The sequence below is a fragment of the Pseudomonas xionganensis genome (genome assembly GCF_009763245.1).
GTDB lineage: Bacteria > Pseudomonadota > Gammaproteobacteria > Pseudomonadales > Pseudomonadaceae > Aquipseudomonas > Aquipseudomonas xionganensis.
In genome coordinates, this window is record NZ_WKJZ01000001.1 from 2,186,941 (window position 1) to 2,203,540 (window position 16,600).

Genomic DNA, 16,600 nt, shown 5'->3' on the forward strand with positions numbered 1-16,600 from the left:
AAGCGGTTAGTGAAACGGTTGGTATTGGTCAGCTGATTCAGTTCGAAGACGATGGCCCAGGCATCAGTGATATTCAAGACGCAGTATTGGATAACTCCGCGAGTGGCTATGCCACTGGTAGTTCTGTTGTTGCGCTAGGTGCTGATGGTGCTGGGTACGCGGATCTATCCGGAAATGTCAGTGGCTGGGATGGTGTCAATATAACTTACGGGGCAGCTAATCTAACATCTGGCGGCGAAACAGTTTACTACTATGTTGATCCAAGTGATCTCGGAGTTCTCTATGCCTATACCAGTTCGGTTTTAGGTGAGTATGATCAGAATGATCCAAGTCAATCACTAGTGTTTACTCTGAGCTTTGATATTAATGGCGATTATGTCATTGATATGAGTGGCAAGCTGGATGGCCAGTTGCAAACGTTTGGTGCGACTTTTAATAAGAATATTGGAGGCAATGAAAGTTATCTGTTGATTACTGATGAAGGAACTATTCTGAAACCAGGTGATGCAGTTCCTTCTGGTCAGCAAGTTGTAATTGAGGTTGATTCACTTAATGGGCAGGTTAATGCTAGTGTACAAGGCTTGGCTGACAATAATCAGTGGATACTGGGTTCGGATAGGTTGTATTTCTCCTTTGTTAGTCCGGTGTTGAGTGTGTCGCTCGCTATAGATAATCAAGGTAACACCCCGAGCAACACTGTCGTATGGACAGCCTACGGTAAGGACGCATTTGGTGTGGATGCAGTTGAGACAGGTACGGCCATTTTTATTGAGGGTGAGTTAACAACTATTCCCACTACTTTGAAGGATATAACTAAGGTTGAGGTTGGTGAGGATGTTGGAAATGAAGGCTTTAGGGTTCAAAGTTTGGCGGTTGTTGATCGCGTTGACGAGGACCCGGTCAATATTAGTTTCGATTTGGCTGTAGTGGATGGGGATGGTGATCGTTCGTCGGCAACGCTGGATGTTCAGTTTAACCCCTTGATTCCTGATGTTCTGGTTGTTGGTGATAATGTCAGTGATGTGTTCGGCCAGGTAGTTGATCACGTAATTGATACCTCTCGTTTTGGGCCTGATGGCAGCATAGATGGTGATAAGGGTAATGATGTTCTAATAGGGGATATAGGTGGGTCTACCCAGTTGCCTGCTCAGAAGGCCAATATTGTGTATGTGCTGGATAACTCGGGTAGTATGGACAGCAATATTAATTTCACCAATGCTCAAGGCGATGTTGTTAATGTTACGCGACTTGAAGCGTTGAAGCAGTCGGTTGTTGCTTCTCTCAATAATCTGTACAACTCAGGTGCTAGTGATATTAAGGTTCATTTGGTTAGGTTTGGTACAAATGCGCCAGCTGGTAGTACCTTCACATTGACTGCAAATGGTGTCGATAATCCTGCGCAGTTGGATGCGGCGATTGCATTTATTAGTGCAATGACGGCCAATGGCAGTGCTACGAGTGGAAATTTTACCAACTATGAGGCTGGATTGGTTAGGGCCAATAACTGGATTCAGTCGGGTGATCCTGTTGCGGTAGCTGATGTAAATAAACTGATTTTTGTGTCTGATGGTTCACCGAATCGTGCTTTGCAGGGCAATAGCTCAAATAATGTTGTTAGCGTGAGTGCAGATAGCGCCATGGATCATGTTCTTGGAGCTGGTAGTGGCGATAATTTGAGTGAAGTCGCTCTTATTGAAAGTGCAGGATTCACTATTGAGGCTGTCGGCATAGCTGTCTCAGCTTCTCAATTGGCTCGGTTGGATCAAGTTGAGGGGGCTGGTGGAGATGCGGACAACGTGACTACTGCCAATCAGCTTTCGGCCGTAATCGGTGGTCTGGCTGGTGGTGTAATCGATGTTGCCGGTGTGGGCGATGATGTCCTCAATGGAGGCGATGGCAACGATATTATTTTTGGTGACAGTATTTATGCAGATAGCACTGACAGCGGCTGGGCTGCATTTGTAGCAGCCAACCCAGGTCTGACCAATAGCCAACTCAGTGCCTTGATTGCTGCAAATCATGCTGCTTACGGTCAGGATGGCTCTGTAGGCGGAAATGACATCTTAAACGGTGGGGCTGGGGATGACATTCTCTATGGCCAGGGTGGTAACGACAGGTTAATTGGGGGGACCGGTGATGACCTGCTGATTGGTGGAAGTGGTAACGATACCTTTGTATGGAATGCCGATGACAGAGGCGAAAATTACCACGATGTCGTCAAAGACTTTGGGCGTACACCTGGCGATATGGATGTGCTGGACTTGTCAGATTTGTTGGATTTCGTGGGTCCCGTCACGTCTGGCAATTTGCTTGGTTCGTATTTGGCGCTGAGTTCCGACGGTGCCAGTACGTTGATTGAAGTCTCCAGTACAGGGGATTTGGGCAGCCAACCAGCGGATCAGAAAATTACCTTGGAGTCGGTTGACCTGTTGGCGGGTGGGACTGCTGCCGATGTGATCGACGATATGTTGGGTAACGGCACGCTTGTGGTGTAGTACAAGCATTGGCATTGGCATTGGCTCAAGCCCGCTTAATAAAGCGGGCTTGAGCTTTTGAGGGCATTATGTGAGTTGCAGCAGGTAACTGACCACATCCGGCGCACCCGCCAGCCTCAATCCTTTGCCCAGAGCATTGGCCTCCGCCGAATGTTTGGGTAATAGCAGTACTTCAGGATCGCCCGGATTTCGCAGCAGTGACAGGCGTGCATAGGGCAGGCCGTTTTCCAGCAGCAGGGCCATAAACGCAGGGTCGCTCCAGGTGGCACTGGGCATGGCCAGGGCATGGTAATGCTGTTGCAGTTGCTTAATGCCCGATGGGCTTAGTTTGTAGTGGGTGATATCTGCCGGCAGGGTGATTTCCAGTTCGCGGCGGCGGGCGTAGGCCACCGCGCAGGCAAAGGCTTCATTGTGTTGCTCGCTCGTCCAGAAAATCCGCGGGCCGCGCCAGCTGGCCTGGCGCAATTTGATGCGTTCGCCGGCCAGAAAGCGCGGTAAGGCCAGGCTGATCGTCTTGACGAAGTCCTTGTAGCTGATGATGCGCACTTTGCGGCACTGTTCGCAGCTGGCGAACGCCTCGAAATTGGCATAGCGGCATTGCGCCGGTTGGCAGTTGTAAAGGCCGTCGACCAGGCGCAGGTCAAAGGACTCAAGGGATTGTTCCTCAGCCGTGACCAGGCCTACCAGCATGGCGTGGGCGGCGGCTTTGTCTTCCTGAACAGGTCCTGAGAGAGCGCCGCGTGGGAGTTCAACCAGGCGGTGCAGGGGTGGGCCTTCTTGCCAGCAGATGCTGTCTGCTATCTCGGGTAGGGGCGTGAAGGGGAGTCGCAGTTGGCTGGCTCGCTCAAGCACTTGTCGCGGGGCACGGCCGCGCAGACCCAGGCGTTGGGCCAGGGCGCCAAGGCGGGAGCCCAGAGTGGATGACGGCTCAGGCGGAATCATGGTCAGGCAATTACTCCAGCATCACCATAGCCAGTTTGGCAGACACCTCGATAAGGCGCACAGGCTTTAATGGCACTATTGCCAGGTTTTTTACCAAGGCTAACGAGAGCCTGTGGCAATATTCGCGCACGTGTTTGCAAAGGTGCCTCCATGCCCAGTCTGGTGCTGGATATTGCGTTATCCGCTGAGCGCTTGGTCGCCGTCTATCAGGGCCGCGCCAACCGAATCTTACTGCACAGTCGTGATGGTAGGCGAGTCAGTGTGCCAGCCCATCATTTTCGGCCCTTTCTGACCCATGACGGGGTCTATGGTTCATTTATGCTGGAGTTCAGTGACAAGGGTGAGTTGCTCAGCCTGCGCCGGATAGAGTGAGGCGCCATGTGCCTCGCCTTGAGCGCTGGCAGGCGGCTATAATCGCGGCCTTCGTCACTTTATCGAGCTAAGCCTGCCCATGTATACCCTGGCCCGCGAGCTGCTGTTCAAACTCTCCCCGGAAACCTCCCATGAGCTGTCCATTGATCTGCTCGGTGCCGGTGGTCGCCTGGGCCTCAACGGCTTGCTGACTCGCCAGCCGGCACCCTTGCCGGTCAAGGTGATGGGCCTGGAGTTTGCCAACCCGGTGGGCCTGGCGGCAGGGCTGGACAAGAATGGCGATGCCATCGACGGCTTCGCCCAGCTCGGTTTTGGTTTTATCGAGATCGGTACCGTGACACCGCGCCCGCAGCCGGGCAACCCCAAGCCGCGCCTGTTCCGCTTGCCGGAGGCCGAGGCCATTATCAATCGCATGGGGTTTAACAACCATGGCGTTGATCATCTGCTAGCCCGGGTGCAGGCCGCTAAATACCGCGGCGTTTTGGGCATCAATATCGGCAAGAACTTCGACACGCCGGTGGAAAATGCCGTGGACGACTACCTGTTGTGTCTGGACAAGGTCTATGCCCACGCCAGCTATGTCACGGTCAATGTCAGTTCACCCAATACGCCGGGGCTGCGCAGTCTGCAGTTTGGCGATTCGCTCAAGCAGCTGCTGGAAGCGTTGCGCCAACGTCAGGAAGATTTGACCCAGGCGCATGACAAGCGGGTCCCCCTGGCGATCAAGATCGCCCCGGACATGACCGACGAGGAAACCTGCGAGGTGGCCCGCGCCCTGGTGGAAACCGGGATGGATGCGGTGATCGCCACCAACACCACCCTGGGGCGCGAAGGGGTGCTGGGTCTGGATCATGCCGACGAGGCGGGTGGGCTGTCCGGTGCGCCTGTACGCGACAAGAGCACCCATATTGTCCAAGTGCTGGCCGCTGAACTGGGCGGGCGCCTGCCGATTATCGCCGTAGGCGGGATTACCGAAGGCAAGCATGCGGCCGAGAAGATTGCCGCTGGCGCCAGTTTGGTACAGATCTATTCCGGGTTTATCTACAAGGGGCCGGCGCTGATTCGCGAGGCGGTGGATGCCATTGCCGCATTGCCGAGCAAGTCTTAGGCATAGGGCGCGTTAAGGTTTGGATCGGGTTGTTGGTAGGTAAAGCCGTTGCTGCGGATTTTCGGGCAGTTGCGTGGCCCAATAAAAAGGGCTCCATTAAGGAGCCCCTGGGCTCGCGCCCGCCGCTCGGTTAGAGCGTGCTTGGTGAAGTCGGTCGTGTCCTTGATTCAGCCGACAGCGTGAAGTTCGTTAAGTCGATGGATGCCGGCTGTACCGGTCATGCCGTCCCAGTTGTCACCGCGGCCTTCGCGCCAGCCGTTCATCCAGGCTTGGCGTACAGAGGGGAGGGTGAAGGGGCAGAGGTCGCGGGATTTACCATTGATCCCATATTGATAGCCGCGCAAAAAAGCTCTTTCTAACGGATCACGCTTAAGTCTTCTCATAGGGTGTTGCCCTCAATGTTGACTGTTATGTCCTTGGACCCTGTAGCAGGGTCAGGCAGAGAAAGTTCTGCCGTACGGAGGTCGCTGCCGGCGTCGCGTGCCTCCTTGCCATCACCGTTGCAGCGATGGCCTGAGTTGATTTCTATCCAATGCGTGAGTGCCTGTGAATGATCGTTTAGTCATAAGCACGTAATATTTTTGTGGCCTGGGCCATAAGGCTGATCGTTGCTTGCGGTTCTTTTCTGACCCAGGCCTGATGCGCCGGGGCTTAGGGCCGCTATGCTGGTGTTGTGATATCGCGAATGAGTCGCGATTGAGACTGCTGTTTATTCCGACGAAGGGTCGCTCTGCGACGCTTTGTCACTTATTTTGGCTGTGCTGATGTCGCTGCATGCCGTTGATTGCCTTAAGGCACTGGAAATTCCCATGTCGGATCGTTACGAACTCTTCCTCACCTGCCCCAAGGGCCTCGAAGGCCTGCTGCTCGATGAGGCCAGCACCCTGGGTCTTGAGGAGGCCCGCGAGCACACCTCGGCTATTCGCGGCATGGCCGACATGGAAACGGCCTACCGCCTGTGCCTGTGGTCGCGCCTGGCCAACCGGGTGTTGTTGGTGCTGCGGCGTTTTCCGGTGCAGGACGCCCAGAGCCTCTACGAGGGAGTGCTGGAGTTGGACTGGTTCGAGCACCTGGCGTCCAGCGGCAGCCTGGCGGTGGAGTTCAGCGGCCAGGGTTCGGGGATCGACAATACCCACTTCGGTGCGTTGAAGGTCAAGGATGCCATCGTCGACAAGTTACGTCTGAAAGATGGTACGCGGCCCTCGGTGGACAAGGTCAATCCGGATCTGCGCGTGCACCTGCGCCTGGATCGCGGCGAGGCGATTCTGTCCCTGGATCTGTCCGGGCATAGCCTGCACCAGCGTGGTTATCGCCTGCAGCAGGGCGCCGCACCCCTCAAGGAAAACCTGGCGGCTGCCGTGCTGATCCGTGCCGGCTGGCCACGTATCGCCGCCGAGGGTGGCGCATTGGCCGACCCCATGTGTGGTGTTGGCACCTTCCTGGTGGAGGCGGCGATGATCGCCGCCGATATCGCGCCCAACCTGACCCGTGAGCAGTGGGGCTTCAGTCAGTGGCTGGGGCATGTGCCGGCACTGTGGAAGAAAGTCCATGCCGAGGCCCAGCAGCGTGCCGAAGCGGGTATGGCCAAGCCGCCGTTGTGGATTCGCGGTTATGAGGCCGACCCACGGCTGATTCAGCCAGCGCGCAACAATATCGAACGCGCCGGCATGGGCGACTGGATCAAGGTTTACCAGGGCGAGGTGGCGACCTTCGAGCCGCGACCGGATCAGAACCAGAAAGGCCTGGTGATCTGTAACCCACCCTATGGCGAGCGCCTGGGTGACGAAGCCAGTTTGCTCTACCTCTACCAGAACCTGGGCGAGCGCCTGCGTCAGGCCTGCATGGGCTGGGAGGCCGCGGTCTTTACCGGCGCGCCGGACCTGGGCAAGCGCATGGGCATTCGCAGCCACAAGCAGTACGCCTTCTGGAACGGCGCGCTGCCGTGCAAGCTGCTGCTGATCAAGGTGCAGCCCGAGCAGTTCGTCACCGGTGAGCGTCGTACCCCCGAGCAGCGTGAGCGCGAACGCGAACAGGCCGAGGGCGAAAAGGCCGCGCCGCAATTGAACAGGAACGGCAACCCGATCAAACCGGCGCCGGCTCCAGTGGTTGAGCAGGCGCGCCTGAGTGAGGGCGGGCAGATGTTTGCCAACCGCCTGCAGAAGAATCTCAAGCAGCTGGGCAAGTGGGCACGCAAGGAAGGCGTCGAGTGCTACCGCCTGTACGACGCCGATATGCCGGAATATTCCATGGCGGTGGATCTGTATGGCGATTGGGTGCACGTGCAGGAATACGCTGCGCCCAAGTCCATTGACCCGGAGAAAGCCAAGGCGCGCATGTTCGACGCCATTGCCGCGATTCCGCAGGCGCTGGGTGTGGACAAGAACAAGGTGGTGATCAAGCGCCGCGAACGCCAGAGCGGCACCAAGCAGTACCAGCGCCAGGCGGCCCAGGGCCAGTTTATGGAAGTCAGTGAAGGTGGGGTGAAGCTCTTGGTCAATCTCACCGATTACCTGGACACTGGTCTGTTCCTCGATCACCGGCCACTGCGCCTGCGCATCCAGAAAGAAGCCGCCGGCAAGCGCTTCCTCAACCTGTTCTGCTACACCGCCACGGCGACCGTGCACGCGGCCAAGGGCGGCGCACGCAGCACCACCAGCGTCGACCTGTCGAAGACCTACCTGGACTGGGCGCGGCGCAACCTGTCGCTCAATGGATTCTCCGACAAGAACCGTCTGGAGCAGGGCGATGTGATGGCCTGGCTGGGCGAGGACCGTGGTGAGTACGAGCTGATCTTTATCGACCCGCCGACCTTCTCCAACTCCAAGCGCATGGAAGGCATCTTCGATGTGCAGCGTGACCATGTGCAGCTGCTCGACCTGGCCATGGCCCGTCTGGCCAAGGGCGGGGTGCTGTACTTCTCCAACAACTTCCGCAAGTTCGAGCTGGATGAGAGTCTGGCCACGCGCTATCAGGTCGAGGAGATCAGTGCGCAGACCCTCGACCCGGACTTCGCGCGCAACCCGAAGATCCACCGCGCCTGGCGGATCAGTCTGCGCGGTTGAGGCATCGTGGGTGTCGCTCGGACATGCCGAAGGCTTGTCCGCTCGCTGCTCTGCAGTCTGCGCCCTGTCTGAGCGCACCTGTAGGGTGGATGGCGCTTCACCCATCCACCGTTGCGACCTGGTGGTGGATGAAAAAAGCGTCATCCACCCTACGGTTTGTTGCGGATCAGCCTTCGCAGCGCAAAGCGATTGGGATGGCAGGCCTGGGCTACATCGGCGGGCACCGGCAAGGGTTCATCGTTGAGCCAGGCGGCGATCAGCTCGCCTGACAGGGGCGCACTGATCAGCCCGCGGGAGCCATGCCCGCTGTTGATATACAGACCGTCGAGCCAGGGACAGGGGCTGTCCGGCACCTGGCGGGCATCCTTGCGCAGCATCGCGTAGGCCTCGGCAAACGCAGCGGTATCGGCCAGTGGGCCGACAATCGGCAAATAGTCCGGGCTGGTACAGCGAAAGGCGGCGCGGCCCTGCAGGTGTGCGGGGTTCAGTGCCACAGCATTCAGTGCGTCTGCCAGTGCGGGTGAAATTTCCTCCAGTAGTTGAAGGTTGCTTGCATGATCGGCGCTGTTGGCTGTCAAGTCATCGCTGTTGAAGTCAAAGCTCGCGCCCAGGGTGTGCTCATCCAGACGCGGCGGCGCGACATAACCCTCTGCGCAGACCACGGTGCTTAATGCCCGGCTGTCCGCTGTGGCCGGCAGCCGGCTGATCTGCCCACGGATGCGTTTGAGCGGCAGGTGCGCAGCCTGGCTAAAGCTCTTGATCTCGGCGGCACTGGCCAAGACCACGACCGCTGCGCTGGCCAGCAGCTGCTCGCCATTGCAGGCTTGCCATTGATTGCCGTCGCGGCGCAGTTCCAGGGCTTCCTGGTGCAATTGCAGGTGGATATTCGGGTGTTGGCTAAGCAGGGCGCAGAGCGCCGGCGGATGCACCCAGCCGGCTTCGGGATAGAACAGGCCGCCGGCGGGCAGAGGAATGCCCGCTTGGGCTTCGGCGGCGGTTTTATCCAGGGCGGTTAATAAATCCTCGGGGAAGGCGGCCGCCAGTTGGGCCTGACGCTGGGCCTCCTTGCTGTCGAAGGCCAGCTGCAGCACACCGCAGTTGTCCCAGTCCTGACCTTTGTGCAGCCCGTGCAGCAGCCGGCGGGTATGGCCGTAGCCGCTGACGATCAGGCGCGACAGTGCGGTGTGATGGGCCGACAGCTTGAGGTAAAGCACCCCTTGCGGATTGCCCGAGGCTTCCTGGGCAATGGCGCCATGGCGTTCCATCAGGGTCACTTGCCAACCGCGTTGGGCCAGGCTGGCGGCCGTGGCGCAGCCAGCAAGACCTGCGCCGATTACCAGGGCAGTACGCGCGCCAGCCGGCTGAGGCGGGCGGGCAAACCAGGGTGTTGCGGCGGCTGCCGGTGTCCCGATATAGGCACCTTTTAGCACTTCCCACTTTTTCCCCAGGCCCGGCACGCGCTTCATCTTGAAGCCTGCCTCGTTGAGGCTGCGGCGCACATGGCCGGTGCTGGTAAAGGTGCCCAGGGTGGTGCCGGTGTGAGACAGCCTGGCCAGTTCGGCAAACAGCTCGGGTGTCCACATCTGCGGGTTTTTTGCCGGGGCGAAGCCGTCGAGAAACCAGGCGTCGATACGTGCATCCAGTTGTCCGAGCAACTCGCGGGCATCACCAATCAGCAGGGTCAGGATGATGCGTCCGTTGGCCAGCACCAGACGCTGAAATCCCGGGTGCAAAGCCACGTACTGCGCCAGCAGTTGCTCGGCATAGGGGGCCAGCTCCGGCCAGAGGGCCAGGGCGCGCTCCAGGTCGGCCTTGTTTAGAGGATATTTTTCCACGCTGACGAAATGCAGCTGCGCCCCAGCCGGCGCCTGCTGTTCGAACAGCTGCCAGGCGCAGAGAAAGTTGAGGCCGGTGCCAAAGCCGGTTTCACCGATCACCAGCTGTTCACCGTTCTGCAGTGCGCTGAAACGTTCGCCGAGCTGGTTGTTGGCCAGAAACACATAGCGTGTCTCGGTCAGGCCGTCTTCCTGGGAGAAATAGACATCAGCGAACTGGCGCGACAGCGGCTGGCCGCGTTCGTCCCAATCGAGTTCGGCGTGGGGAGTATCGATCGACATACAGGGCAGTCCGGATCAAGCAGGGGCGCATTCTAGCAGCGTGCTTCCAGACAAGCCGAGAGCGATCCGCTAGGCTCTGTTGATCATCCCCGGGAGCTGTATATGTTCGAATCTGCCGAGATCGGCCACGCCATCGACAAGGACACATTCGACAGCGAGGCCGCATTGCTGCGTGAGGCGTTGCTGGAGGTGCAGTATGAGTTGCAGCAGCAGAAGCGTTTCGCCGTGCTGATTCTGATCAATGGCATCGAGGGGGCGGGCAAGGGCGAGACGGTCAAGCTGCTCAACGAGTGGATGGATGCCCGACTAATCCAGGTCAGCACCTTCGACCAGCAGACCGACGAGGAGTTGGCCCATCCTCCAGCCTGGCGCTACTGGCGCCAGCTGCCGCCCAAGGGGCGTATCGGCATCTTTTTCGGCAACTGGTACAGCCAGATGATCCAGGGACGGGTCAATGGGCGCTTCAAGAATGCGGTGCTGGATCAGGCCATCGACAGCACGCTGGCCCTGGAGCGCATGCTCAGCGATGAAGGCACCTTGATCTTCAAGTTCTGGTTTCACCTGTCCAAACCGCATATGAAGGCGCGCCTCAAGTCCCTGCGTGACGACCCGCTGCACAGCTGGCGTATCAGCCCACTGGACTGGCAACAGTCGAAGACCTACGACAAGTATGTGCGGGTCGGTGAGCGGGTATTGCGCCGCACCAGTCGTGATTACGCGCCCTGGTATGTGGTCGAGGGGGTTGATGAGTACTACCGCAGCCTGACGGTGGGGCGCATTCTTCACGATGGCCTGCAGGTCGCGCTCAAGGCCAAGACGCGGCCCGTGCCTCATCCACATGCGGCGCCGCTGACCTCGAGCCTGGACAACCGCGGCCTGCTCGACAGCCTGGATATGAGCCAGCGCCTGGACAAGGCCGACTATGACGAGCAACTGGCTGTGGAGCAGGCCCGACTGTCCGGCCTGATGCGCGACAAGCGTATGCGTCGACATTCCCTGGTGGCGGTGTTCGAGGGCAATGATGCGGCCGGCAAGGGCGGGGCGATTCGTCGCGTGATCGGTGCCCTGGACCCGCGCCAGTACCGCATCGTACCGGTGGCCGCACCCACCGAGGAAGAGCAGGCCCAGCCCTATCTGTGGCGCTTCTGGCGACATATTCCGGCGCGCGGCAAATTCACCCTGTTTGATCGCTCCTGGTATGGGCGGGTGCTGGTGGAGCGGGTCGAGGGCTTCTGCAGCCCCGGCGACTGGTTGCGCGCTTATGGCGAGATCAATGACTTCGAGGAGCAGCTGAGCGAAGCCGGTGTGGTGCTGGTCAAATTCTGGTTGTCCATCGATCAGGACACCCAGCTGGAGCGCTTCAAAGCCCGCGAGCAGATTCCCTTCAAGCGCTTCAAGATCACCGAGGAAGACTGGCGCAACCGCGAGAAATGGCCGCTGTACCGCGATGCGGTGGGCGATATGGTCGATCGTACCAGTACCGAGATTGCTCCCTGGACTCTGGTCGAGGCCAACGACAAGCGTTTTGCCCGGATCAAGGTGTTGCGCACCATCAATCAGGCCATTGAGGCAGCGTTTGCCGCCCAGGACAAATAACCAGGCCCGGTGGCCAGGATGGTGGCGCATACAGCTACTGAATGATCGTCGCGCGGTTTGATTGTCCGGGCTTATGCTCGGCGCATCTTCAATGCCAATAACAATGAGGTGCAGCATGCGCGAAGTGGTGATAGTCGAGAGTATACGGACTGGTCTGGCCAAGTCCTTCCGCGGCAAGTTCAACCTGACCCGGCCGGACGATATGGCGGCCCATTGCGTCAATGCGCTGCTGGCCCGCACCGGCATTGACCCGGCGCTGGTGGATGACTGCATCGTCGGAGCCGGATCCAACGAGGGTGCCCAGGGCATGAACATCGGCCGCAACGTGGCGGTGCTTTCGGGCCTGGGCATCAACGTGGCCGGCATGACCCTCAACCGTTTCTGCTCCTCGGGCCTGCAGGCCATCGCCATTGCCGCCAATCAGGTGGCCTCCGGCTGCAGCGACATCATCGTCGCCGGCGGGGTCGAGTCGATCACCATGACCCTCAAGAGCATGAACACCGACAAGCTGTTCAACCCGATCCTGCAGCAGGAGGTGCCGGGCATCTACTACCCCATGGGGCAGACCGCCGAGATCGTTGCGCGGCGCTATAACGTCAGCCGTGAAGCCCAGGACGCCTACGCCCTGCAAAGCCAGCAGCGCACCGCCAGAGCCCAGGCCGAAGGGCTGTTCGACGATGAAATCGTGCCGATGCAGGTGCGTTATCAGGTTGAAGACAAGGCCACAGGCGAGGCGCGTATCGTCGAAGGCGTGGTTGATCGCGATGACTGCAACCGTGCCGACACCACCCTGGAAAGCCTGGCCGCGCTTAAACCGGTATTTGCCGAGGATGGTTCGGTGACCGCCGGCAATGCCTCGCAGCTGTCCGACGGCGCTTCCATGACCCTGGTGATGAGTCTGGACAAGGCCATCGAGCTGGGGCTTAAACCGAAGGCCTTCTTCCGCGGCTTTACCGTGGCCGGCTGCGAGCCGGACGAAATGGGTATCGGCCCGGTGTTCTCGGTGCCCAAGCTGCTCAAGGCCAGAGGCCTGACCATTGCCGATATCGACCTGTGGGAGCTGAACGAGGCCTTCGCCTCCCAGTGCCTGTATGCCCGCGATCGCCTGGAAATCGATAACGCCAGGTACAACGTCAACGGCGGCTCGATCTCCATTGGCCACCCCTTCGGTATGACCGGTTCACGTCAGGTCGGGCATCTGGTGCGTGAGCTGCAAAGGCGCAACCTGCGCTATGGCATCGTGACCATGTGTGTGGGTGGGGGCATGGGTGCGACGGGCTTGTTTGAAGCCGTGCGTTAAGATCTGCCTGCCAGCGCTCTGCCTGGGGCGAGCGGGGTCGACAGGAGCGCCAATCCTGCAGGGTTGGCGCTCCTGCTGTTTCAGGCGCCAGGCATGAGGCTAAAAGTGCTGATCGAGGGCGCCGGAGCGGATGTAGAGTGCCCCGGCAACCTGCATGCGCTGGATATAGCGATCAATCCCTTTGATGGCATCCACCCGGGTGAAGTAGGGGCCCTCCAGGGTGCCCTCGCGGGTAGAGAAGAAATATTGGCCATTGACCGCACTCACTCGCTCGCTGCGGTAATGGGTGCCTGGGTTGTTGTCTGCGCGACGCTGACCGAACATGGCCGAACCTCCCAATCTGAGCCGTCTAATTGCAGCTTACTGCCTCTGCGCTGCGACATCGGGGTTGGCGACAAGTGGTCGTTTTTTAGCCGGAATCTGGCAGTTGAAGGCACTTTCCATGATTTCTGACGCCAGCTTTCAAACGCTTTGCGGCGACTGATCAGTACAGTTTTGCCTGATCCTGCTGTCTGGCTGTGGCTGTATTGCTGCACTCTGGCCACCTAGAATAGCGATTTTGCGCCCGCTGCTTGCTTGAGTCTCTGGGTGCGAGCTATTCGAGGCGGTCATGCATATTTCATCCGGGCGCTGGTTGTACGGCATGCTGTTGGCACTGGTGACGGCAGTGCTCTGGGGTGTGTTGCCGATCAAGCTTAAAGAGGTGCTGCAGGTCATGGACCCGGTTACGGTGACCTGGTATCGCCTGTTGGTAGCCGGTTCCATCCTCCTCGCCTACCTGGCGGCCAGCCGGCGCTTGCCGCGCTTTCGCCCTTTGGGGCGCAAGGGCAGCTGGTTGCTGCTGCTGGCCATTGCCGGCCTGACCGCCAACTATGTGCTCTATCTGGTGGGGTTGAACCTGCTGAGCCCCGGCACCACCCAGTTGGTCATCCAGATGGCGCCGATTCTGCTTCTGGTCAGCAGTATTTTCGTCTTCCGCGAGCGTTTCAGCCTGGGCCAGGGGATGGGGCTGGTGGTGCTGTTGCTGGGATTTGCCCTGTTCTTCAATCAGCGTCTGCAGGAATTGCTGACGTCCCTCAGCGACTACACCGCAGGGGTACTGATTGTCCTGCTGGCGGCGCTGGTATGGGCCTTCTATGGCCTGGCACAGAAGCAGTTGCTGACCGTATGGAACTCGCTGCAGGTGATGATGGTGATCTACCTGGCCTGCGCCCTGTTGCTGACGCCCTGGGCGCATCCCATGCAGGCCTTGCAACTGAGTCCACTGCAGGGCTGGCTGCTGCTGGCCTGTTGCCTGAATACCCTGGTGGCCTATGGCGCCTTCGCCGAGGCCCTGGCCCACTGGGAGGCCTCACGGGTCAGCGCGACCCTGGCGATCACGCCGCTGGTGACCTTTTCCGCGGTGGCCCTGGCGGCCAGTTGGTGGCCGGATCATGTGCGCCCCGAGCAGATCAACTGGATCGGCTATGCCGGTGCCTTGCTGGTGGTCCTGGGCTCGGCGCTGACGGCTCTGGGGCCGTCACTCGTGGCGGGTTGGCGGGCACGCAAGGCGCGCCTTGCTCTGCCTGGCTGAACCGACAGGGGCGTCAGCGTTCATGCGCTGACCCCCAGCTGTTCCGCGCGGCGCAACCAGCTTTGGCGCTGCTGTTCCGAGGAAGGGCGTACCGGGGCGAACTCCGCCAGGCGGCGGGTCTTGATGCCACTGAAGCCCAGTATGGTGCGGGTCATCTGGCGATGCCCCGGTGCCCCGTAGATCCAGCGGAAATACCAGGGCGGTGTATCCATGGTCACCAGCAGGTCGGCGGTGCGGCCACTGAGCAGCTTGTCCCACAGCTGCGATCGGTTGCGGTACTTGAAGGCGAAACCGGGTAGAAAGGTGCGGTCGAAAAAGCCCTTGAGTAGCGCCGGAATGCCACCCCACCAGACCGGGTAGACGAACACCAGGTGTTCGGCCCAGTGGATCTGCCGCTGCGCCTCCAGTAGGTCGGGTTCCAGTTGCTGGCCCTGTTCGTAGCCGTCGCGTAGTACCGGCTCGAAGTCCATTTCTCCCAGTTTCAGCTGGCGTACCACATGGCCCTTGCGGCGCGCGCCCTGGGCGTAGGCCTCGCTCAGCGCGTGGCACAGGCTATTGCTCTTCGGGGTGCCGAGGATCATCAGAATACGTTTGCCGTCACCTTCCAGTGGCGTGGCGCCGCTTTTTCCTTCTTCACTCATTCTGTCCTGCCTCCAGCATGTTTTCCGGGCGTACCCAGGTGTCGAATTGTTCGCCGCTCAAGTAGCCCAGTTGCAGGGCAGACTGGCGCAGGGTGGTGCCTTCCCGATAGGCCTTTTTGGCGATCTCGGCAGCCTTGTCGTAACCGATATGGGGGTTGAGGGCGGTAATCAACATCAGGCCGCGCTCCAGATGTGTTGCCATTTGTGTGCTGTCCACCTGCAAGCCGGCGATGCAGTGGGTCTGGAAGTTGCGACAGCCGTCGGCGAGCAGGCGCAGCGAGTGCAGCAGGTTGTGGATGATCACGGGCTTGAACACGTTCAGCTGCAGCTGGCCCTGGCTGGCGGCGAAGCCGATGCAGGCATCATTGCCCAGCACCTGGCAGGCCAGCATGGACAGCGCCTCGCACTGGGTCGGGTTGACCTTGCCGGGCATGATCGAGCTGCCCGGCTCGTTGGCCGGCAGGCGCACTTCGGCAAAGCCGGTGCGCGGTCCGGAGCCGAGCAGGCGCAGGTCGTTGGCCAGTTTCATCAGGGTTATGGCCAGGGTCTTCAAGGCGCCGGACAGCTGTACCAGGGGCTCGTGGCCGGCGAGGGCGGCAAACTTGTTGGGCGCGCTGACCAAGGGCAAGCCACTGAGGGCCGCCAGTTCGGCGGCCATGGCTTCGCCGAAGCCCTTGGGCGAGTTCAGCCCGGTGCCCACCGCCGTGCCGCCCTGGGCCAGCTCATAAACGCCCGGCAGCGCACTGCGGATGGCTTTGCCGGCGTGATCAAGTTGTGTGACAAAGGCCGACAGTTCCTGGCCGAACGTGATGGGTGTGGCATCCATCAGGTGGGTGCGGCCACACTTGATCTGTCTGGCGTGGCGTTCGGCCTGCTCCTGCAGGCCGTCGCGCAGCAGCTGCAGGGCTGGCAGCAGTTGCTGGTGAACGGCCAGGGCGGCGGCGATATGCATGGCCGTGGGAAAGCTGTCGTTGGAACTCTGCGCCCGGTTGACGTGGTCGTTGGGATGTACCGGGTGCTTGCCGCCACGCGTGCCTCCGGCCAGCTCGTTGGCGCGGCCGGCGAGTACCTCGTTGACGTTCATATTGCTCTGGGTGCCGCTTCCGGTTTGCCATACCACCAGGGGAAACTCGCCGTCGTGCTGGCCGGCCAGCACCTCGTCGGCGGCCTGTTCGATCAGGCGGGCGATATCCGCCGGCAGCTCGCCGATACGCTGGTTGACCCGGGCGGCGGCTTTCTTGATCAGGGCCAGGGCATGCACCACGGCCAGGGGCATGCTGTCCTGGCCGATGGCGAAATTGTCCAGAGAGCGCTGAGTCTGAGCGCCCCAGTAAGCCTGGGCGGGGACTTCGATGGGCCCCTGGCTGTCGGTTTCGATGCGAGTCATGGTGAGG

Annotated in this window: 13 protein-coding genes; 7 read left to right on the top strand and 6 right to left on the bottom strand. The window is 60.0% G+C overall.

Annotated elements, in window-relative coordinates; all coding sequences use genetic code 11:
• Positions 1-2,495, top strand: a 2,495-nt coding sequence (locus GJV18_RS10225; RefSeq protein ID WP_160345062.1) for a type I secretion C-terminal target domain-containing protein, incomplete at its 5' end; no start/stop codon positions are given.
• 66 nt (positions 2,496-2,561) lie between these two features.
• On the opposite strand, the gene GJV18_RS10230 is transcribed toward GJV18_RS10225, so the two are convergent.
• Complete coding sequence (locus GJV18_RS10230; RefSeq protein WP_325065250.1) at positions 2,562-3,185, bottom strand: DUF6685 family protein; 624 nt, start codon at positions 3,183-3,185, stop codon at positions 2,562-2,564.
• A gap of 402 nt (positions 3,186-3,587) precedes the next feature.
• On the opposite strand from GJV18_RS10230, the gene GJV18_RS10235 reads away from it, so the two are divergent.
• Entirely contained in the window at positions 3,588-3,809 is a 222-nt protein-coding gene (locus GJV18_RS10235) for a DUF2835 domain-containing protein (protein WP_160345066.1), read from the top strand.
• Between the two features lie 79 nt (positions 3,810-3,888).
• On the top strand, positions 3,889-4,917 hold the full coding sequence (locus tag GJV18_RS10240) for a quinone-dependent dihydroorotate dehydrogenase (protein WP_160345068.1): 1,029 nt from the start codon (positions 3,889-3,891) through the stop codon (positions 4,915-4,917).
• Positions 4,918-5,084: 167 nt separating this feature from the next.
• On the opposite strand, the gene rmf is transcribed toward GJV18_RS10240, so the two are convergent.
• Entirely contained in the window at positions 5,085-5,300 is a 216-nt protein-coding gene (gene rmf / locus GJV18_RS10245; protein ID WP_160345070.1) for a ribosome modulation factor, read from the bottom strand.
• 426 nt (positions 5,301-5,726) lie between these two features.
• Between rmf and rlmKL the strand changes: the two genes are divergently transcribed.
• Entirely contained in the window at positions 5,727-7,979 is a 2,253-nt protein-coding gene (rlmKL, locus tag GJV18_RS10250; protein ID WP_160345072.1) for a bifunctional 23S rRNA (guanine(2069)-N(7))-methyltransferase RlmK/23S rRNA (guanine(2445)-N(2))-methyltransferase RlmL, read from the top strand.
• 149 nt (positions 7,980-8,128) lie between these two features.
• Here rlmKL and mnmC read toward each other — a convergent pair whose 3' ends face one another.
• The gene (mnmC, locus tag GJV18_RS10255; protein ID WP_160345073.1) at positions 8,129-10,096 is read right to left on the bottom strand and encodes a bifunctional tRNA (5-methylaminomethyl-2-thiouridine)(34)-methyltransferase MnmD/FAD-dependent 5-carboxymethylaminomethyl-2-thiouridine(34) oxidoreductase MnmC; all 1,968 of its coding nucleotides are present in this window, start codon (positions 10,094-10,096) and stop codon (positions 8,129-8,131) included.
• A gap of 102 nt (positions 10,097-10,198) precedes the next feature.
• On the opposite strand from mnmC, the gene pap reads away from it, so the two are divergent.
• Positions 10,199-11,692: a polyphosphate:AMP phosphotransferase gene (gene pap / locus GJV18_RS10260; protein ID WP_160345075.1), complete on the top strand. Its 1,494-nt coding sequence runs from the start codon at positions 10,199-10,201 to the stop codon at positions 11,690-11,692.
• A 115-nt stretch (positions 11,693-11,807) separates the two neighbouring features.
• Positions 11,808-12,992, top strand: coding sequence for a thiolase family protein (locus GJV18_RS10265; RefSeq protein ID WP_160345077.1), 1,185 nt, complete (start codon positions 11,808-11,810; stop codon positions 12,990-12,992).
• 99 nt (positions 12,993-13,091) lie between these two features.
• Here the strand turns inward: GJV18_RS10265 and GJV18_RS10270 are convergent, their stop codons facing one another.
• On the bottom strand, positions 13,092-13,316 hold the full coding sequence (locus GJV18_RS10270; protein ID WP_160345079.1) for a DUF6316 family protein: 225 nt from the start codon (positions 13,314-13,316) through the stop codon (positions 13,092-13,094).
• 286 nt (positions 13,317-13,602) lie between these two features.
• On the opposite strand from GJV18_RS10270, the gene GJV18_RS10275 reads away from it, so the two are divergent.
• Positions 13,603-14,565 carry a DMT family transporter gene (locus tag GJV18_RS10275; RefSeq protein ID WP_160345081.1) on the top strand — a complete coding sequence of 321 codons (963 nt, stop codon included), beginning with the start codon at positions 13,603-13,605 and terminating at the stop codon, positions 14,563-14,565.
• 20 nt (positions 14,566-14,585) lie between these two features.
• Here GJV18_RS10275 and GJV18_RS10280 read toward each other — a convergent pair whose 3' ends face one another.
• Both GJV18_RS10280 and GJV18_RS10285 read right to left on the bottom strand, forming a co-directional pair.
• Positions 14,586-15,206: an NAD(P)H-dependent oxidoreductase gene (locus GJV18_RS10280; RefSeq protein ID WP_160345083.1), complete on the bottom strand. Its 621-nt coding sequence runs from the start codon at positions 15,204-15,206 to the stop codon at positions 14,586-14,588.
• A complete protein-coding gene (locus tag GJV18_RS10285; protein ID WP_160345085.1) occupies positions 15,199-16,593 on the bottom strand; it encodes a class II fumarate hydratase in 1,395 nt (464 codons plus the stop codon). Before GJV18_RS10285 ends, GJV18_RS10280 begins: the two co-directional genes overlap by 8 nt.
• Positions 16,594-16,600 lie beyond the last annotated feature (7 nt).